General features: G+C 27.7%; 14 protein-coding genes. 6 read left to right on the top strand and 8 right to left on the bottom strand.

Annotated elements, in window-relative coordinates; translation table 11 throughout:
- Nucleotides 1–29: 29 nt before the first annotated feature.
- From tsf to BQ2505_RS08715, 4 genes are all read left to right on the top strand, one after another.
- Entirely contained in the window at nucleotides 30–923 is an 894-nt protein-coding gene (gene tsf, locus BQ2505_RS02525; protein ID WP_074016231.1) for a translation elongation factor Ts, read from the top strand.
- 185 nt (nucleotides 924–1,108) lie between these two features.
- Nucleotides 1,109–1,828 (top strand): UMP kinase, encoded by a 720-nt coding sequence (gene pyrH / locus BQ2505_RS02520; RefSeq protein ID WP_074016230.1) that lies wholly within the window; start codon nucleotides 1,109–1,111, stop codon nucleotides 1,826–1,828.
- A 44-nt stretch (nucleotides 1,829–1,872) separates the two neighbouring features.
- On the top strand, nucleotides 1,873–2,445 hold the full coding sequence (gene frr / locus BQ2505_RS02515) for a ribosome recycling factor (protein ID WP_074016229.1): 573 nt from the start codon (nucleotides 1,873–1,875) through the stop codon (nucleotides 2,443–2,445).
- Nucleotides 2,446–2,927: 482 nt separating this feature from the next.
- Complete coding sequence (locus BQ2505_RS08715; protein ID WP_074016228.1) at nucleotides 2,928–7,751, top strand: hypothetical protein; 4,824 nt, start codon at nucleotides 2,928–2,930, stop codon at nucleotides 7,749–7,751.
- Nucleotides 7,752–7,938: 187 nt separating this feature from the next.
- Here the strand turns inward: BQ2505_RS08715 and rpsT are convergent, their stop codons facing one another.
- The 8 genes from rpsT to BQ2505_RS02470 form a co-directional block, all read right to left on the bottom strand.
- Complete coding sequence (rpsT, locus tag BQ2505_RS02505) at nucleotides 7,939–8,199, bottom strand: 30S ribosomal protein S20 (protein WP_074016227.1); 261 nt, start codon at nucleotides 8,197–8,199, stop codon at nucleotides 7,939–7,941.
- A gap of 146 nt (nucleotides 8,200–8,345) precedes the next feature.
- Nucleotides 8,346–8,798 carry a precorrin-2 dehydrogenase/sirohydrochlorin ferrochelatase family protein gene (locus BQ2505_RS02500; protein ID WP_074016226.1) on the bottom strand — a complete coding sequence of 151 codons (453 nt, stop codon included), beginning with the start codon at nucleotides 8,796–8,798 and terminating at the stop codon, nucleotides 8,346–8,348.
- The gene (gene hemL, locus BQ2505_RS02495) at nucleotides 8,788–10,089 is read right to left on the bottom strand and encodes a glutamate-1-semialdehyde 2,1-aminomutase (protein ID WP_074016225.1); all 1,302 of its coding nucleotides are present in this window, start codon (nucleotides 10,087–10,089) and stop codon (nucleotides 8,788–8,790) included. The genes BQ2505_RS02500 and hemL overlap by 11 nt, the downstream gene beginning before the upstream one ends.
- Nucleotides 10,090–10,105: 16 nt before the next feature.
- Nucleotides 10,106–11,074: a porphobilinogen synthase gene (gene hemB / locus BQ2505_RS02490; protein WP_074016224.1), complete on the bottom strand. Its 969-nt coding sequence runs from the start codon at nucleotides 11,072–11,074 to the stop codon at nucleotides 10,106–10,108.
- Between the two features lie 18 nt (nucleotides 11,075–11,092).
- The gene (gene cobA, locus BQ2505_RS02485) at nucleotides 11,093–12,550 is read right to left on the bottom strand and encodes a uroporphyrinogen-III C-methyltransferase (protein ID WP_074016223.1); all 1,458 of its coding nucleotides are present in this window, start codon (nucleotides 12,548–12,550) and stop codon (nucleotides 11,093–11,095) included.
- A gap of 15 nt (nucleotides 12,551–12,565) precedes the next feature.
- Entirely contained in the window at nucleotides 12,566–13,474 is a 909-nt protein-coding gene (hemC, locus tag BQ2505_RS02480) for a hydroxymethylbilane synthase (RefSeq protein WP_074016580.1), read from the bottom strand.
- Between the two features lie 16 nt (nucleotides 13,475–13,490).
- Nucleotides 13,491–14,486: a glutamyl-tRNA reductase gene (locus BQ2505_RS02475; RefSeq protein WP_074016222.1), complete on the bottom strand. Its 996-nt coding sequence runs from the start codon at nucleotides 14,484–14,486 to the stop codon at nucleotides 13,491–13,493.
- Nucleotides 14,487–14,821: 335 nt separating this feature from the next.
- On the bottom strand, nucleotides 14,822–15,256 hold the full coding sequence (locus tag BQ2505_RS02470) for a flavodoxin domain-containing protein (RefSeq protein ID WP_074016221.1): 435 nt from the start codon (nucleotides 15,254–15,256) through the stop codon (nucleotides 14,822–14,824).
- Between the two features lie 288 nt (nucleotides 15,257–15,544).
- On the opposite strand from BQ2505_RS02470, the gene BQ2505_RS02465 reads away from it, so the two are divergent.
- Entirely contained in the window at nucleotides 15,545–17,299 is a 1,755-nt protein-coding gene (locus BQ2505_RS02465) for an aminopeptidase P family protein (RefSeq protein ID WP_074016220.1), read from the top strand.
- A 104-nt stretch (nucleotides 17,300–17,403) separates the two neighbouring features.
- Nucleotides 17,404–18,879: an aldehyde dehydrogenase family protein gene (locus BQ2505_RS02460; RefSeq protein ID WP_074016219.1), complete on the top strand. Its 1,476-nt coding sequence runs from the start codon at nucleotides 17,404–17,406 to the stop codon at nucleotides 18,877–18,879.
- Nucleotides 18,880–19,486: the final 607 nt, after the last annotated feature.

Genomic DNA, 19,486 nt, shown 5'->3' with positions numbered 1-19,486 from the left:
AAGTATATAAAAATATAGGAGGTAGTAAAATGGCAGCAGTAACAGCTACTTTAGTAAAAGAATTAAGAGAAAGAACAGGGGCAGGAATGCTTGATTGTAAGAAAGCATTAGAAAGCCATGATGGAGATATAGAAAAAGCAATAGACTATCTAAGAGAAAAAGGGATAGCTAAAGCTGTTAAAAAAGCAGGAAGAATAGCAGCAGAAGGATTAATATTTGATGAAGTAACTGCAGATCATAAAAAGGCAGTTATATTAGAGTTTAACTCTGAAACAGATTTCGTTGCTAAAAATGAAGAATTTAAAGATTTTGGAAGAAAATTAGTTAAAATTTCTTTAGAAAAAAATATTCATACATTAGAAGAATTAAATGAAGCTCAATTAGATGGTGGTAAGAAAGTATCTGAAGCTTTAACAGATTTAATAGCTAAAATCGGAGAAAACATGAGTTTAAGAAGATTAGCTGTTGTAGAAGCTAAAGACGGTTTCGTACAAACATACAGCCACTTGGGTGGAAAATTAGGAGTTGTAGTTGAAATGTCTGGAGAAGCAAACGAAGCTAATCTAGAAAAAGCTAAAAATATAGCAATGCACGTTGCAGCTATGGATCCTAAATATTTATCAGAAGCACAAGTTACAGCTAATGATTTAGAACACGAAAAAGAAATAGCTAGAAAACAATTAGAAGAAGAAGGAAAACCAGCTAATATAATAGAAAAAATATTAATTGGAAAAATGAATAAATTCTATGAAGAAAATTGTTTAGTAGACCAAATTTATGTAAGAGCAGAAAACAAAGAAACTGTTGCTCAATATGCAGGAGATATTAAAGTTCTTGGATTTGAAAGATTTAAAGTTGGAGACGGAATAGAAAAGAAAGAAGAAGATTTCGCTGCAGAAGTTGCTGCTCAAATCAAAGGTTAATCTTAATTAATGAGAGGATGCAACTTGCATCCTCTATTTTTTCAATCTATAGGAAAGTATAAAATTAAATAATAAAAGTTAGTCTCTGACGTCTGTATTAGTTGAAGAGCCTATGTTCATTGAGCTCGTAGAACTCATACGGCTGTCAAGAGACTTTATTTATTTTAAAATATATAGGAGGAAATATGGGAACCCCGTTTTATAAAAGAATTTTATTAAAATTAAGTGGTGAAGCTTTAATGGGAGAACAAGAATTTGGTATATCATCGGAAGTTATAGCCTCGTATGCAAAGCAAATTAAAGAAATTGCAGATTTAGGTGTTGAAGTTTCTATTGTTATAGGTGGAGGAAATATATTTAGAGGAATTTCTGGAGCTGCTCAAGGAGTAGATAGAGTTACAGGAGACCATATGGGTATGTTAGCTACTGTTATAAATTCTTTAGCTCTTCAAAATTCAATAGAAAAATTAGGAGTACAAACAAGAGTACAAACAGCTATTGAAATGCCAAAAATAGCTGAGCCATTTATAAAAAGAAAAGCACAAAGACACTTAGAAAAGGGAAGAGTAGTTATATTTGGAGCGGGAACTGGGAATCCATATTTCACAACAGATACAGCAGCAGCTTTAAGAGCTATTGAAATGAACACTGATGTAGTTATAAAAGCTACAAAAGTTGACGGTATTTATGATAAAGATCCAGTAAAATTTAAAGATGCTAAAAAATATGAAACAGTTACATATAATGAAGTTTTGGCAAAAGATTTAAAGGTTATGGATGCAACAGCTATTTCTTTGTGTAGAGAAAATAAATTACCTATTATTGTATTTGATTCATTAACTGAAGGAAATCTTAAAAAGGTAATTATGGGAGAAAAAATAGGAACTATTGTGGTTGCTGAATAGATGATATAATAAAATACTAGATAGAGATAATCCGGGAGGTAATTATGAGTATGGCAAGTGAGATACTTGTTAAAGAATGTGAAGAAAAAATGTTAAAAACTATTGAAGCAATAAAAGAAAAATTTACTGCAATAAGAGCTGGAAGAGCAAATGTTGCTATGCTTGATGGTATAAAAGTAGAAAATTATGGAAGTGAAGTTCCATTAAATCAAATAGGGTCTGTATCTGCTCCAGAAGCGAGACTTTTAGTAATAGATCCTTGGGATAAATCTTTAATTTCTAAAATTGAAAAGGTATTACTTGCTGCAAATTTAGGAATGACTCCTAATAATGATGGTAGAGTAATAAGACTTGTATTACCAGAACTTACAGCAGATAGAAGAAAAGAATATGTTAAATTAGCTAAGAATGAAGCTGAACAAGGAAAAGTTGCTGTAAGAAATATAAGAAAAGATATAAATAATCATCTTAAAAAATTAGAAAAAGATAAGGAAAATCCTATATCTGAAGATGAATTAAAGAAAGAAGAAACTCGTGTACAAGCTTTAACTGATAAATATGTTAAAGAAATTGATGATTTATTTGCTAAAAAAGAAAAAGAAATTACTACAATTTAAGTTTTAAATTAATAAAAAAAAGGATTACTATTAGTAATCCTTTTTTTTTATTCTATAGGAAAGTATAAAATGAAAATTAGTCTCCGACGTCCGTATTACTCTGGAGAGCATTTTGGTGAGCTCGGAAGAGTCATACGGCTGTCAGGAGACTTTATTTAATTTATAAGGAAAACATAAATTTAAAAGCGAAAATTAGTCTCTTGTGATAACCGTATGAGTTATAAACACAAGCTTTTCGAACTAATACGGACGTCAGAGATTTTATTTATAAATTTAACTAGCCAAAAATAGTGTCTGAAATTGTCAATGATTTAGTAAAAATCTAATAAATTTTTTGAATTACTAAAAATATAGAATTTAAATTATATTAAGGTTACCAAATATTATTTTAATAAATATATAATTAATCATATATTTTGACAAAGAAAATATTTATAAGTATAATGTTTATAAGAACAAGAGAAAGGAGTATTTGTATAGTGATGTCTAATAATAAAAAAATCTTAACAATTTTAGCTTTGTTTATTTCAAGCACTATTTATTCAGAAGATTTTGTTATTTCTAAAACAGAAAAAAAGGAAAAAATAGAAAAATTAAAAAAAGATTCAATAAATAGTGGAATTATAGGAATATTTGCAAAATCCGGAAATGCAGTTGTCTTTCAAAGAAACGGAAAAATACTTAATAAAGGAAAAATTCAAGGAAAAGTTATTTTTGAAGCTGAAGATGATACAAAAAATGATAAAACAAGAATAGGGGAAGTTATATCAACATCTCAAGGGAATGGAGTATCTGGAGTAGGATATTCTCCATACAGTAATAAAAATGGAGTGTCAAAAAAAATAGAAAAATTAGAGAATGAAGGGCATATTTCAGGAACTGTTAATCTTATAGCTGGAAATACACCTACATTTGGTGGAATAGAAGAAGTATATTCAAGTGGAAATGGAGTATCAGGCTTATCACTTGTAGATTTTGGAGAAACAGCAACAGGAGCATCTGGAGATAGTGGAAAAGTAGATGCAATAGGAGGAGCAAGTTCAAGAGGAAGAGCAAGCTTTAGATCTGTATCGACTGCTAAACTTTTAAGTTCTGGAAATACTGAAAAAAGTCCTATTGATAAAAAAGTAGATGAAGCAGATATATATGGTAAAAATAATAAGTTTGCTATTGAAAATGTAAGAAATAATGGCCAAATAAAAGGAAAAGCTGTGTTAAAAACAAAAGAGGGCTATGTAAAGCCTGATTCTATAGCTTTTGGAGAAAATAAAGCAATGTCTCCACAATGGAGAACAATAAATTCAACAGCAACAGGAAATGGAATATCTAATATGGTATATTTAACAACAATAGATAAATATACTTGGTCTGATGATAAAGAAAATATTGCTTCTATAGGAAATATAGAAAATAATGGGCATATATCTGGAAATGTTGATGCAACTACAGGGAATTTTGCAACATTAAATAATATTAGAGCATTAGCAACAGGAAATGGAGTATCAACTACGGCTTACTCTAATCAATTTGTAAAAGCAACAACAAAATCTACTTTAGGAAATATAAAAAATGATGGAGAAATAAGTGGAAAATTAAGTGCTGTTGTAGGGAAAAATACTTCAAGAGGTATTCATGAATATTCTAATGCTGATATAAAAGGTTCTGCAAATGGAATTTCTGTATACACTTATGCAAATAATAATCAAGTAAAAGAAACAGAGTCAAGTATAGGAGAAGTAGAAAATACAGGAAAAATGGTTGGAGATCTTTATGCTAAGGCTGGAACTGGATACGGAGAATTAAAGGCTGATGTAGTTTCATCTGGTAATGGAATAGCAGTTTATAATTCAGGTAATTCTAAGAGAACAACTAGAATAGAAAGTATTAATAATAAAGGTTACATTTTAGGGAAAGCTGTGGTTTATGGTGGAAAATCATATGATAGTACACAAGATAATGATTTAAAAGAGAAAAGATTTCATATTGACATAGAGGATAAAGATGCAATTAGTAAAGAATCAAACTTTGCTAAAAGTTTGAGAAGTCAAAAAGATGAATTAGAATTTTTAAAAAATGAAAATTCTGAGTGGAAAAAATATGAAAATGAAAAAGAAAATGAGAAAGCTATTAAAATTGCAAAATTAAAAGAAGATATTACCAAAAAGGATAAAGAAATCTCAGACGCCAAGTTTAATGCTATACCATTGGATACACGTAAAGAAGGTGGAAGAGAGTATTTGAATGCTCTTAAGAAAGAATTTGAGACTAAGGAAAAAGAAATAAAAAAAGAAATTGAAAGAAAAGAAGATGACTTAAGATGGTTTTCTTCAGGTGATTATAGAAAAAAAATTGAAAATGATATAGCAGTACTTAAAAAAAATGCAGAAAAACTTAAAGAAGATTATGAAGCAGAATATGAACCTTATAAAGATAGCCCAGAAGAATCTCCAAAAGCATTAGAAGTATTTTCAAAAAAAATAGACGTTATTAAAGAAAAAATAAAAAAGGCTGAAGATTATATAAAAAAATATGAAAATATAAATTATATGAAATACCAAGTTGCTACTAAGAGAGAAGAGCTAAAAAAAGAACAAGCTAATTTGGAAGTTTTAGAAAAGAAATTAGAAAGTCCTAATACTCCAGAAATAATTGCTTTAAAAGAAGAAAAAGCTAAACTTGAAAAAGAATTAGAAAAGAAATTAGCAGAAAGTAAAAAAGTAGATCATATTAAAGCAAATATTCACACAGAAGGGGATATTATAGCAACAGGAAATGGAATCTCTATAAAAGGGACTAGAAATGATAACCAAAAAGATAATGATGCAAGTTCGAATAAAATAGGATCTTTCTTAAATGAAGGAACTTTATCAGGTTATGCAGAACTTTATCATGGACATTCTCAAGGTAAATATTCAAGATTTAATTATCAAAATACAGGAGCAGGATTATCAGTTGAAGGTAATGTTGAAACAGAAATAAAAAATACTGGAATAATATCAGGTAGTGAGTTTGCTTTATTGTCAAAAGGATTAGTAGATGATAGTCAGAGTATAGCAAATCCAAATTTTGTATCAGGATTTAAGGGTGGAGTTAAAAACTACGGTATCTTAGCAGGAAGAATAATTATAGGTGGATATAAAGGAGGAATTGGAACCTTTGATTATTTTGAAACTATATACGAAGATAAAAAACACTATACTAACGATGGAATATTTGTTATTTTGGATAGAAAAGGAGAAGCTAGAAAAGTAATAGGAGAAAACAAAAAGACTAAATATGATGGAAAAACTATTGAAAATATATTGTCTTTAGATGGATCTTACGAAGAGAGTGGAAATATTGAAAATAAAATTATTAATGGTGTAGGTAATAATGGACTTATAAAAATTAATAATGAAGAAGATAAATCAATAAAAAATACTACTATTAATGCATTTAAAACTGCAATAGCTTTTGATAAGGCAGGTGTAGTTAAAGTAGAAAATAGTATAGTAAATACAAATGGCTTTGGGGATACTTATGCTATAAAAGGAAGTGCAGAAGATGATATTGTAAAATTAGGATCAGGTAATATAATTAATGGAAAAATTAACTTAGCTGAAGGAAATGACACAATAGTTATTTCAGATAATATAATATTAAACGGAAATGTTGATTTAGGAGCTGGAGAAAATAAATTAGTATTTGGAGAACTTAAAAATAATAAAAAATCAAGTGTTGCAAATTTATTAAGTTTGAGAACAGCAAGTGAAGAAAATTCTTATGAAAATAGAGAAAGCACCAATGGAATAATTTTTAATTCTACTTTAGAAAATGTCAATGAAATTGATGTAAATAAAAATACAGAGATAGGAATAAATTCTAAGATTACAGGGGTTAAAAAGATTAAAATTTCAGATGACAGTAAATTAACTTATACTTTTATAGATAAAAAAAATCAACCTTTTGCAGATTTAGCAGATAAAGATCTTTTTGTAGAAGTTAAGGGTAAAAAGAAAGTTGAATTAAATCCTATAGGAGATGAAGTCCAAATTGGGAAAGAAAAAGATATACTTGGTTTTGAGTTTAGAGGAGAAAAAAATGAAAATTTAGTAGACTCTAATCCTGAAAAAATAGAAGTCGACAAGAAAGAAACAAATACTCAACCTCAAAAAACAGAAGTCGACAAGAAGGAAACAAATACTCAACCTCAAAAAACAGAAATCGACAAGAAGGAAACAAATACTCAACCTCAAAAAACAGAAGTCGACAAGAAGGAAACAAATACTCAACTCCAAAAAACAGAAGTAACTAATACAGATAACAAAGGAAATAATAAAGAAGATAATTTCTTTGTGGATCCAAGATTAGGAAATTTAGAAAAATATTCAAATGGAGCTCTAAATGCATATATTAATGATTTAAAAGGAAACTCTTTTGACTATTTAAAAGAGTATAAAAAATCAAAAGAATTATTTGTAAATTATTTATATAATGTGACAAATAATAACCCAATAATTTATTTTAAAGAATTAGGAGTTGATAGTGCTTTAGCTTATCATAGAGCTAATAATGTAGAATTTTTAGAAAAAAATAAAATAAAAGTTGAAGCAGAAAATTATAATATTAAAAGAAACTATAACTCAGATAATAGCTATAGCTCAAATGGAATGATAGCAAAATTAAATTATGGATTAACAGAAAATATAAATATAGGAGTTAATTTAGGGGGAGCTAACGGAAAGTTAAGAAGTTTTGAAGATGTTAAAATACAATCAACTTTTATTGGTGGAGATATACTATTTAAGGCTAATAATTTAGTTTGGCAAAATTCATTATCTTATGGAAGCGTAAAACCAAAGGATTATAAAGCATTAAACTTAGAATCATTCTATTCAAAATTAGAATATGATTTAAAATTAATGAATAATTGGAGTATAAAACCTCAAATTTCGTTATTAGCAACAAGAGTAGAGCAAAAAGAAACAGTAGCAAAGAATGAAGATATAAAAATTAAGAAGAAAATTCAACCATATTTTGAAACAAATACTGGAATAGATGTTAGTAAGAAATTTATAAAAGATAGACATCAATTTACAGTTTCAGGTGGGATAGACTATTCTATAGCTAAGGATTTAGAAAATTCAAAAGCGACTTTTGTTGGTGGAACAAATGAATTTGAACTAAAAAATTATAATAGAAAAAATATGCTTTCAGAAGTTATAAAAATAGATTATAAGAACTTGAATGGAATTTCAACATCATTAAAATATAGAAGAAGTAATAAGAATAGAAGCATAGGATTTAATATAGGGTATATTTTCTAAAATTTAAATTTATACTTTTCTATTGAATAAAAAAGTCTTTTGATAGCCGTATGAGTTCTACGAGCTCAATAAACACAGGCTCTTCGAACTAATACGGACGTCAGAGACGAATAACCATTTAATTTATACTTTTCTATCAAATAAAAAAGGAGTTAAAAACTCCTTTTTTGTTTGAGTAGAAATTAAATTATAAAGAATTTACTTTAGCAGCTAATCTAGCTTTCTTTCTAGAAGCTGTGTTTTTCTTTAAAATTCCTTTACTAACTGCTTTATCTAATTCTTTGTATGCAACAGATAAAGCTAATTTAGCAGCTTCTAGATCTTTGTCTTCAATAGTTGCTAAAACTTTTTTAGCCATAGTTTTAACTCTAGTTTTAACTGCTTGATTTCTAACTCTATTTCTTTCTGCTACTAATACTCTCTTTTTAGCTGATTTTGAATTTGCCATTTAAATAACCTCCAAATGTTTTTATAACATATAATAAATTAAAATTGAGATAACATAATTAAATAAATATTCAATTAAGCTTCAAAGAGACACATATTTTACAATGGACCTCAAGTATTATACCACAATTTATATATATTTTTCAACTATATTAATTCTTTTATTTTGTTTTTCATTTCAACTGCTTTTTTAGGATTACCATTAGCTGAAACTGCAATTTGTATATCATCTTTTTCACAAATTGACATAAATCTTAAATTCATATCATTTTTTGAAGTTATATTATTTACTAAAATATTTTTTTTAATACATAAATCGGATATATTTTTATTGATTTCTTCATTATCTGTTGCAGCGACAACTAAAAAAACATTTTCTAAATCTTTTTCTTCAAAAGCTTTAGAATTAATTAATTCTATTTTCTTTTTTTCATAAAGACTTAAAATATTTTTTTCTGAAATATCTTTAGTTATAACTTTTATGTTACAATTATATTTTAATAACGTTTCAATTTTTCTATAAGCTATGTTCCCTGCTCCAATAACTAGAACATTTTTATGATTTAAATCAATTGAAACTGGAAAAAATTTATTTACCATTTTTTTCTCCAATATTTTTAAATGCTTTCTCAATAATTTCTAATGTTTTATCTAAATCTTTTTGTTTATGAGCCATAGATAAGAAATGAGCTTCAAATTGAGATGGGGGAACAACAACACCATTCTCTAACATCGTATTAAAATAAATAGAAAAATTTTCTGTATTCGATTTTAAAGAATCCTCTAAATTTTCAACTTTTTTATCATTAAAGAATATAGTAAAAAGTGAACCTATTGAATTTACACAAATATTAACTGAATATTTTTTTGCTAATATTTCAATATTCTTCACTAGATATTTTGTTTTTTCTTCTAAGTCTTTGTAAATGCTTTTATTTTCTTTTAGATATGTAAGTGTTGCAAATCCTGCTTTTGAAGCTATAGGATTTCCTGATAGTGTTCCAGCATGATAAACTCTTCCAACTGGTGCTACTAAATCCATGATTTCTTTTTTCCCGCCAAAAGCTCCAACAGGATAGCCACCACCAATTATTTTTCCAAGAGTTGTTAAATCTGGAGTAATTCCAAAAAATTCTTGAGCACCACCTAAAGCAAGTCTAAACCCAGAAATAACTTCATCAAAAATTAATAAAGTTTCTGTTTTCTTAGTTATTTCCCTAAGTTCAAGTAAAAATTCCTTATGAGTTTCAATGAGTCCCATATTTGCTGGGATAGGTTCTACGATAACACAGGCAATATCTTTATTTTCTAAAATTTTCTTAACTTTTTCTATATCTCCAAAAGGCAATGTTAGGGTATCTTTTAAAACTCCGTCTGTAATTCCATTACTATCTTGATATCCATCAGTTAATAATCCAGACCCAGATTTTACAAGTAAAGCATCAGAATGTCCATGATAACAACCTTCAAATTTTAAAATTTTATTTCTTTGAGTGTATGCTCTGGCAAGTCTTACAGCTGACATAGTTGCTTCAGTTCCTGAAGTTGTTAGTCTAACTTTTTCTATAGATGGGACAATATCAACTATTAATTCAGCTAAGTCTACTTCATATTTTGTAGGTAATCCATAAGAACTTCCATTTTCTATTATTTTTTTTACTTCTTCTATAACTTTAGGATGGTTATGTCCTAAAATTAATGGACCCCAAGAACAAATATAGTCAATATATTCGTTGTCATCTTCGTCCCAAATTCTACAACCTTCTCCTTTTTTCACAAAAATAGGAGCTTCTCTATTAACTGATTTAAAAGCTCTAACCGGACTATTAACTCCACCAGGTATTAAGTCCACAGCTTTTTTATATAATTTAACAGAATTAGTAAATTTCACATCTATCCCTTCCCTTTTATTTTGACAACCATTTTGCTATATCTTTTGCATGATAAGTTATTATTATATCAGCACCCGCTCTTTTTATTGCATACATATTTTCTATAACAATTCTTTCTTCATCTATCCAACCATTTTGAGCTGCAGCTTTTACCATAGAGTATTCTCCACTAACATTATATGCAACTATTGGTAAAGTTGTTATTTGAGATACTGATTTTATGACATCTAGATAGGCCAGTGCAGGTTTTACCATAATAAAATCTGCCCCCTCTTGAGTATCAGCTTCAACTTCTCTATAGAAATTATTAGTGCTTCTAAAATCCATTTGATAAGTTTTTCTATCTCCAAAACTTGGAGCAGAATCTGCTGCATCTCTAAATGGTCCATAATAAGCTGAAGAGTATTTTACACTGTAAGCCATAATTGGAATATCTTTAAAATTATTTTCATCTAAAGTTTTTCTAATTGCTTCAATTCTTCCATCCATCATATCAGAAGGAGCTATAATATCAGCACCGGCTTTTGCATGAGATAAAGCTATCTTTGAAATATACTCTAAAGTAATATCATTTTCAACATCGTGCTCATGTAAAATTCCACAATGTCCATGACTAGTGTATTCACACATACATACATCAGTAATTATTAAAAATTTATCTTTATAATCTTTTCTTATTTGTCTTATAGCTCTTTGAACAATTCCATTTTCAGAATAGCCTTGACTACCAACTTCATCTTTTATATTAGGTATTCCAAAAAGTAAAATATTATTTATACCTAAAGATAAAAGTTCATCTAATTCTTCATTTAATCTATCCAGAGAGTATCTATATTGTTTTGGCATAGATTCGATTTCCGATTTTATATTTTCTCCATCACATACAAATAACGGATAAATAAGAGAGTTTAGTTCTATACTTATATTTTTAACTAATTCTCTTGTTAATTTATTTCTTCTAAGTCTTCTTGTTCTTATAAACATTTTTCCCCCATTTTGATATTATTTAAAAATAATATCTAATAAACCATCAGCTGTATATTTTTCAGCTTCATAAGAAACTTTCATACCCAATCTTTTTATAGTTTCACTTGTCATAGGACCAATGGAAGCTATTTTTTTATCTCCTAAAATAAAGAAATCTCCATCTAGGCTTTCATAAAAAGCTTCTACTGTTGATGAACTTAAAAAAGTTATGATATCGATATCTTTTAAAGCTTCAATAATTTTTTCTCTATCCACTTTTATTTTTTTTGTGTTGTAAGCTACAACTTTTTCATAATTTCTTTTGTACAAAGAATTATATTTTTCTATATTACAAGGAGAAATATCAGAAGTAACTATTAAAATATTATCATTTTCATTTGTAAATTTAACAACTTCTTCTGCTAATCTATCAACTAAGTATTCTTCTGGAATAAAATCAGGAATGATTTTATAATTTTCTAGAACTTCCTTTGTTTTAACCCCAACAGCTCCTATTTTTATATTTGATAAAATTCTAATATCTTTTAAATTTTCAAAAAATGCATTAACTCCATTAGGAGAATTAAATAGGATAGCTTTATATTTTTTTAAAGATTCTAAATCAATTTTTAAATTTTCTATCTCTATAAAAGGTAATTCAACAGGAATAGCTCCTCTTTTAGAAATATTGTCAGACATTTCCTTAGCTTGTTTTTTATCTCTAGTAACTAAAATCTTTTTAGCTAATATATCATTTTTAAACCATTTGAAATTTTCTCTTAGTTCAACAACTTCCCCAATTATTGTAATTGCTGGAGGAAGTATTTTGTTTTTTTCAACAAGTTCTAAGATATTTTCTAATGTTCCAACTGTAACTCTTTGATTTTTAGTTGCTCCTTTTTCTATAATAGCAACAGGAGTTTTGGAATTTTTTCCAAATTTTATTAAATCTCCGACTATTAAGTCTAAATTTTTAACACCCATTAAAAATACAAGAGTTCCTTCTAATTTAGCAATATTCTCAAAATTATGCCATTTTCCATTTTCCATAGTATGTCCAGTAAATACATGAAAAGATCTTGCAAGACCTCTATGAGTAACAGGTATTCCTGCATAAGCTGGAACAGATATAGAAGATGTTATTCCAGGTATAACTTCAAAATCTATTTCATTTTTAACTAAGGCTTCAATTTCTTCTCCACCTCTACCGAAAACAAAAGGATCTCCACCTTTTACTCTTGCAACATTCTTACCATCTAAACATTTCTTCACTAAGGTTTCATTTATTTCATCTTGAATAAGTCCACCTTCTGTATTTCCTTTTCCTAGATATATAAGCTCTGCATCTTTTTTAGCAAGTTTTAGTATATCTTCACTAATTAATCTGTCATATACGATGCAATCTGAATTTTCAATAATTCTTTTTGCTTTTATTGTTAAAAGTTCAAAATCTCCTGGACCTGCTCCAATGATATATGCTTTTCCTTTTTTCATTCTATCCCCTTTATATTACTGTACCTTTCCTTTTGTAATCTTAGATTTTATTTCATCAGCCGCCATATGTGCAATTTCTTTTCCTTTTTCTAAACTATCTTCTATTACAGCTTTTATTTGTTTTCCTTCATCAGAATAAACAGCAGTAAATTTAATTTTATCACCATCAATTTGAGAATAACATCCCATCGGTGTGTGGCAACCACCATCAAAAATTTTAGAAAACTCTCTTTCAATTTCAACAATTTTAGCTATATCTTCATTATGGATTGTTTTTAAAATATTTTTTACTTCTTCATCATTTTCTCTACATTGAATGTATAAAACACCTTGAGCTGGAGCTGGAGGGAAAACCTCTCCATTTAAGTATTCACTTATTTTATCTGTTAAGCCTACTCTTTTTAAACCGGCAGCAGCAAGAACAATAGCATCGTAATCTTCAGTTTCAAGTTTATTTAATCTTGTGTGAATATTACCTCTCAAATGTTTGATTTCAAAATCAGGTCTAACAGCTTTTAAATTCATGGCTCTTCTTAGAGAACTTGTACCAACTTTAGCTCCTTTAGGTAAAGTTACTAAAAAGTCTCCCTTAGTTACAAGTACATCTCTTGCATCTTCTCTATCTGGAATAGCTCCACAAATTAAGCCTTTTGGAGAAACAGCAGGCATATCTTTCATAGAATGGACTGCTATATCTATATCTCCATTTAATAATTCGTGTTCAATTTCTTTTGTAAAAAAACTTTTTAAAGAAACATCACTGTTTTCCCAATTCGATTTTAAATCTTTATCTCCACTTGTAACTATTTTTTTAATTTCAAAATTTATATTTGAAAATTTTTCTGATAACATATTTTTTACAAGTTCTGCTTGTGCAAGAGCAAGTATACTTCCTCTAGTTCCGATAACTATATTTTTTTTCATTTTTTCCCTTTCTGAACTATTTTTCATAAAAACTTAAAGATTTCATTAATTTTTCTTTTTGTTCATCTATTAAATACAAATAATCTTCCAAAAGTTTATCTCTATTCATAGAGTTTTGATTATATACTTCCCAAATATCGTCAAGATTAAAAATATCTATGTTTTCAAAATCTTCAGCAAGTCTTATATCAACATCTCTAGGAACAGCTAAATCTAAGAAAAGATATTTTCTATTTTCTACCATATTTTTGATAAATTTATCGTATTCAACCACTATATGAGGTGCAGAAGTAGCACTAATTATTATATCTGCATATTTCATAGAATCATATTTCTCTTTATAATCTACTACATTTAGGATATCATATTTTTCTTTTATCTTTTCTGCTGTGTGGTAAGTTCTATTTGTTATGTAAATGTTTTTAAGTTTTTCTTTAACCATAAGTGCTAGAACATCCTGAGCTAAATCACCGATACCTAAAATAAAAATGTTTTTATCTTCAATATTATCAAATTTAGATTTTATAAATTTTAGAGAAATAGCTTCTAAAGATAAAGCATTATGAGCTATGGAACTTTCTGTTCTAAATTTTTTTCCAAGTTCTATGGCTTTATTAAAAATAATATTTAAAAATTTAGAGCTGTGGTTTTTCTCTAAGGCTTCAGTATGAGCAGATTTCACCTGAGCAAGTATTTGATCTTCCCCTTTTATTATTGAGTAGTATCCACAACCGACTTTAAACAAGTATTCAATTGCTTCCATTCCAGTCTTTATTTTCATCTCTACAGAAAAATTTTTCTTAATATCATCCACATTAATTTCAGAGTTTAGTTCCAAATAAAACTCTGTTCTCAAACAAGTAGAAAGATTAACATAACCATTTATTTTTTTATTCTTAAAAAAATCTTCTATGATATATTTTGGACGAGTTTTCATAAAGTTTTCTCTCTCTAAAAGAGAAAGATTTTCATATGACGTCCCAATCACAATGATTTTTTCCAAATCTAACATTTTTTGTATCCTTTCAAATTCCCTTAATTATTTTTATTTTATTAAAATTTATTGCTTGATAATTAAAATAATATTACAATTGTATATTTTATCATAAATATATAAAAAGATATATAGAAAAATAAAAAAAGTCTCTTGACAGTCGTATGAGTTCTACGAGCTCAATAAACACAGGCTCTTCGAACTAATACGGACGTCAGAGACTAAATTTATACTTTCTTATAGAGTAAAAAAACTGCACTTCCATTCTTATGTCGAAGAATTTAGATACAGTTCACTATAGTTTATTAGATATGGTTTTATTGTAAATTTAAAAAAATTAAAATTTAATTAGTTTATTCAGTTGTAACTATTTTCTTTGCCATATTTTCTAATTTCTCTTTTGTTTCAGCATTTGGGCTACCTTTACAAGCCATAGGCAGTTCAACTAATTTTGCTCCAAGCTCTTCAACTTGTTTTATCCATTTAGCCATAAATTTACCACTTCCCCAACCAAATGTACCAAACAAATAAAGTTTTTTATTCTTAAATTTTTCAGAATTTCTTTGCATAAAAGGTTGGAAATAATTTTTTTCTATTTCTTCAGTTTGGTTAGCTGGAGAAGCTAAAGCTAGTATTTCACAGTCAAATGCTAAATTGTCATCTTTTAATTCAACAATACTATAACTTTTAAAATCTACTCCTGCTTCTTGAAGTCCTTTTTCAAAAGCTTTAACCATTCTTAAAGTATTTCCGGTAAAACTATAATAAACAATATTAATTTTATTCATTTTTTATCCCCTTAACTTAAATTTAATTTGTATTGTATTTATTTTAACACTATTCTATTTTTTTTCAATACTTTTCTTTAGAAAGATTGCTTTTTAAATAAATTTGCTATACAATTAATTCAAAGAAATATAGAATTTTAATGAGACAGAGGAAATATATTAATTATGAATATAAATAAAGTCTCCTAATAGCCGTATGACTCTTCCAAGCTCACCGAAATACTCTTCAGAGTAATACGGACGTCGGAGACTACTTTCCTATAAAATAAAAAATAGAAGGAGGATTGTATGAAAATTTTAAATAGAATAAAAAAAGCACAAGAAATTTTAGAGAAATATAAAGCGGATGCTTATATTGTTACAAGTTCAGATTATCATGAAAGTGAGTATATAGATATATATTTTAAAGGAAGAGAATATTTATCTGGTTTTACAGGTTCAGCTGGAACTTTAGTAATATTTAAAGATGAAGCTTGTTTGTGGACAGATGGCAGATATCATATTCAAGCTGAAAAACAATTAGCTGGAAGTGGAATAAAATTATTTAAACAAGGCAATATAGGTGTTCCAAGTTATAAAGAATATATTTTGTCAAAATTGAAAGAAAATTCTAAATTGGGTATAGATGCTAAAATCGTGACATATTCAGATGTAAATGAAATTGTGAGTCAAAAAAAATTAAAAATTGTTGATTTTGATTTGTTGGCAGAAGTTTGGGAAGACAGAAAAAGCCTTCCAAATGGAAAAATTTTTATATTGGAAGATAAGTATAGTGGGAAGTCATACAATGATAAAATTCAAGAACTTAGAGATATTATTTCAAGTAAGAATGCAGACTATAATATAGTAACTACTTTAGATGATATAGCATGGATTTATAATTTTAGAGGTGAGGATATAAAAAATAATCCTGTTGCTCTTTCTTTTACAATAATTTCAAAAGATAAGTCAGTATTATACATAGATAACTCTAAATTAGATAAAAAATGTAATAAATATTTTAAAGATAATAAAATAGAAATAAAAGAATACTTTATGTTCTTCGAAGATATAAAGAAATTGAAGGGGAATATTTTAGTGGATTTCAATAAGATAAGTTATGGAATTTTCGAAGCTATATCAAAAAATGAAATAATTTCTTCAATGAACCCTAGTACATATTTGAAATCACATAAAAATGAAATAGAAATAAAAAATACAAAAGAAATTCACATACAAGATGGAGTAGCTGTTGTGAAATTTATGTATTGGCTAAAAAATAATTATAAAAAGGAAAAAATAACAGAATATTCTGCTGAACAAAAAATAGATTCATTAAGAAAAAAAATAGAAGGTTTTATAGATTTAAGTTTCAATTCAATTTCAGCTTTTGGAGCCAATGCTGCTATGATGCATTATAAATCTAACAAAGAAAATGAAGTTCAAATAAAAGATGGAGTTTATTTATTAGATTCGGGAGGAACTTATTTAAAAGGAACAACTGATATTACAAGAACTTTTTTCTTAGGAAAAGTTGCAAGACAAAAAAGGGTAGATAATACATTAGTGTTGAAAGGAATGTTGGCATTAACAAGAGCAAAGTTTTTATTTGGTGCAACGGGAACAAACTTAGATATTTTAGCAAGACAATTCTTATGGAATGTAGGTATTGATTATAAATGTGGAACAGGTCATGGAGTAGGGCATGTTTTAAATGTTCACGAAGGACCTCATGGAATTAGAATGCAATATAATCCACAAAGACTAGAAAATGGAATGATAGTTACTAATGAGCCTGGAGCATATATCCAAAATAGTCATGGAATAAGAATAGAAAATGAACTTTTAGTTAGAGAGTGCTGTGAAACAGAGCATGGTAAGTTTATGGAATTTGAAACAATAACTTATGCTCCAATTGACTTAGATGGAATAGTAAAGTCACTTTTGACAAAAGAAGAAAAGAAACAATTAAATTTGTACCATAAGGAAGTTTTTGAGAAATTAAGTCCTTATTTAACAAAAAAAGAAATTGAATTTTTAAAAGAGTATACAAAAGAAATATAAAAATATGTGAATAAAATACTATACTAAAATAAACATATATGATATAATATTATTGACTAAAAGACTAAAGTTTTTATGTTGATAATATTTTAAGAGGTGAAATTATGGAAAATATAATAAAAAAATCATATAAGATGTTTATAAATGGAGAGTGGGTAAATTCAAGTAATGGAGTTGTAGTAAAAACTTATTCACCATATAATGGAGAGCTGTTATCTGAATTTCCAGATGCTTCTGAAGGAGATGTTGATTTAGCTGTAAAAGCTGCTAAAGAAGCGTTTAAGACATGGAAAAAAACTACAGTAAAAGAAAGAGCAAAACTTTTAAATGAAATAGCTGATATTATAGATGCTAATAAAGATTTGCTTGCTACTGTTGAAACTATGGATAATGGAAAACCTATAAGGGAAACTAAGGGAGTAGATATTCCTTTGGCATCAGCTCATTTTAGATATTTTGCCGGTTGTATTCTAGCAGATGAAGGAAAGGCTACTGTTTTAGATGAAAAGTTTTTAAGTTTAATTTTAAGAGAACCTATTGGAGTTGTAGGACAAATTATCCCTTGGAACTTCCCATTCTTAATGGCAGCTTGGAAACTTGCTCCAGCACTTGCTGCAGGAGATACAGTTGTAATTAAACCATCTAGTTCAACTACTCTTAGTTTAATTGTGTTGATGGAATTAATTGAAAAAGTTTTACCAAAAGGAGTTGTAAATTTAATTACCGGAAAAGGAAGTACAGCTGGAGAATTTTTAAAGAATCATCCTAATTTGGATAAGTTAGCATTTACAGGATCAACAGCAGTTGGTAAAGATATAGCACTTGCTGCTGCTGAGAAGTTAATTCCGGCTACTCTTGAACTAGGAGGAAAATCGGCTAATATAATTTTAGATGATGCTGATATTGAAAAAGCTCTTGAAGGGGCTCAACTTGGAATTTTATTTAATCAAGGTCAAGTTTGTTGTGCTGGTTCAAGAATCTTTGTACAAGAAGGAATTTATGACGAATTTGTAAAAAGATTGGTTGAAAAATTTAATAATATAAAAATAGGAAATCCATTAGACCCTGAAACAGTTATGGGAAGCCAAATAGATGAAAAGCAAGTAAGAACTATTTTAAATTATGCTAAACTTGCAAAAGAAGAAGGTGGAATAATTTTAACTGGTGGAGAAAAATATACTGAAAATGGTTGTGAAAAAGGGAATTTTGTAAGACCTACTTTAGTTGCAAATGTAAACAATGCTTGCCGTATCTCACAAGAAGAAGTGTTTGGTCCACTAGCTGTTGTAATTAAATTTAAGACAGATGAAGAAGTAATAGCTATGGCTAATGATAGTGAATATGGTCTTGGAGGAGCAGTATTTACAAAAAATATTAATAGAGCTTTAAATATGGCAAGAGCTATTGAAACAGGAAGAGTTTGGGTAAACACTTACAATCAAATTCCGGAACATGCTCCATTTGGAGGATATAAAAAATCCGGTATAGGTAGAGAAACTCACAAAGTCATACTTGATCACTATACTCAAATGAAAAATATACTAATAGATTTAGAAGATGGAGTAAGTGGATTATATTAAAAAATAAGCAGATTAAATTATCAAGAAATTATTGTAAAGTTTAATATTAAACTGCACTCAAAATCTTAGACATAAGATTGAAGGTGCAGTTTTCTATTTATTCTATAGGAAAGTATAAAATTAAATAAAAAAATGATGTCCGTATTAGTTTGAAGAGTCTGTGCTCGTTAAGCTCGTAGAATTCATATGGCTATCAAGAGACTTTATTTATAGAAAAATATAAAATTAAATTTAAATATTAAAAATTATTCTCTGATACCAGAATTTATTTATAAAATTATATACATATAGTTATTGATAAAATTTATTTAAAATATTTATATTTTAGATAATTATTAAAAAATAATAAAATATTATATTGAATTATTAATTGGAAATGATAAGGAAAAGAAATAAAAAATAAAAAAATAATAAAAAATGATTAAAAAAGAAAAAAAGTAGTTGACAAAGTTTTTGAAAGATGATATCATAACCGATGTCGATATGACAAAGGACATTAACAACAGAATAGAGAAAAGACAAAAAGCAACCATAAATTTGGTGTAAACAAAAAAGCAAATGAGCTTTAAAAAGATTGAACGAAGAGTTTGATCCTGGCTCAGGATGA

This window comes from Fusobacterium massiliense (assembly GCF_900095705.1).
GTDB lineage: Bacteria > Fusobacteriota > Fusobacteriia > Fusobacteriales > Fusobacteriaceae > Fusobacterium > Fusobacterium massiliense.
This window is presented reverse-complemented; position numbering and strand designations above follow the sequence as displayed.

Coding starts and splice junctions, on each gene's coding strand:
- frr (WP_074016229.1), top strand. CDS start 1,873: ATGAGTATGGCAAGTGAGATACTTGTTAAAGAATGTGAAGAAAAAATG.
- BQ2505_RS02500 (WP_074016226.1), bottom strand. CDS start 8,798: ATGGTAAATAAATTTTTTCCAGTTTCAATTGATTTAAATCATAAAAAT.
- BQ2505_RS02470 (WP_074016221.1), bottom strand. CDS start 15,256: ATGAATAAAATTAATATTGTTTATTATAGTTTTACCGGAAATACTTTA.
- rpsT (WP_074016227.1), bottom strand. CDS start 8,199: ATGGCAAATTCAAAATCAGCTAAAAAGAGAGTATTAGTAGCAGAAAGA.
- BQ2505_RS02460 (WP_074016219.1), top strand. CDS start 17,404: ATGGAAAATATAATAAAAAAATCATATAAGATGTTTATAAATGGAGAG.
- cobA (WP_074016223.1), bottom strand. CDS start 12,550: ATGAAAAAAGGAAAAGCATATATCATTGGAGCAGGTCCAGGAGATTTT.
- pyrH (WP_074016230.1), top strand. CDS start 1,109: ATGGGAACCCCGTTTTATAAAAGAATTTTATTAAAATTAAGTGGTGAA.
- BQ2505_RS02465 (WP_074016220.1), top strand. CDS start 15,545: ATGAAAATTTTAAATAGAATAAAAAAAGCACAAGAAATTTTAGAGAAA.
- hemC (WP_074016580.1), bottom strand. CDS start 13,474: ATGAAAAAAAATATAGTTATCGGAACTAGAGGAAGTATACTTGCTCTT.
- hemB (WP_074016224.1), bottom strand. CDS start 11,074: ATGTTTATAAGAACAAGAAGACTTAGAAGAAATAAATTAACAAGAGAA.
- tsf (WP_074016231.1), top strand. CDS start 30: ATGGCAGCAGTAACAGCTACTTTAGTAAAAGAATTAAGAGAAAGAACA.
- BQ2505_RS08715 (WP_074016228.1), top strand. CDS start 2,928: ATGTCTAATAATAAAAAAATCTTAACAATTTTAGCTTTGTTTATTTCA.
- BQ2505_RS02475 (WP_074016222.1), bottom strand. CDS start 14,486: ATGTTAGATTTGGAAAAAATCATTGTGATTGGGACGTCATATGAAAAT.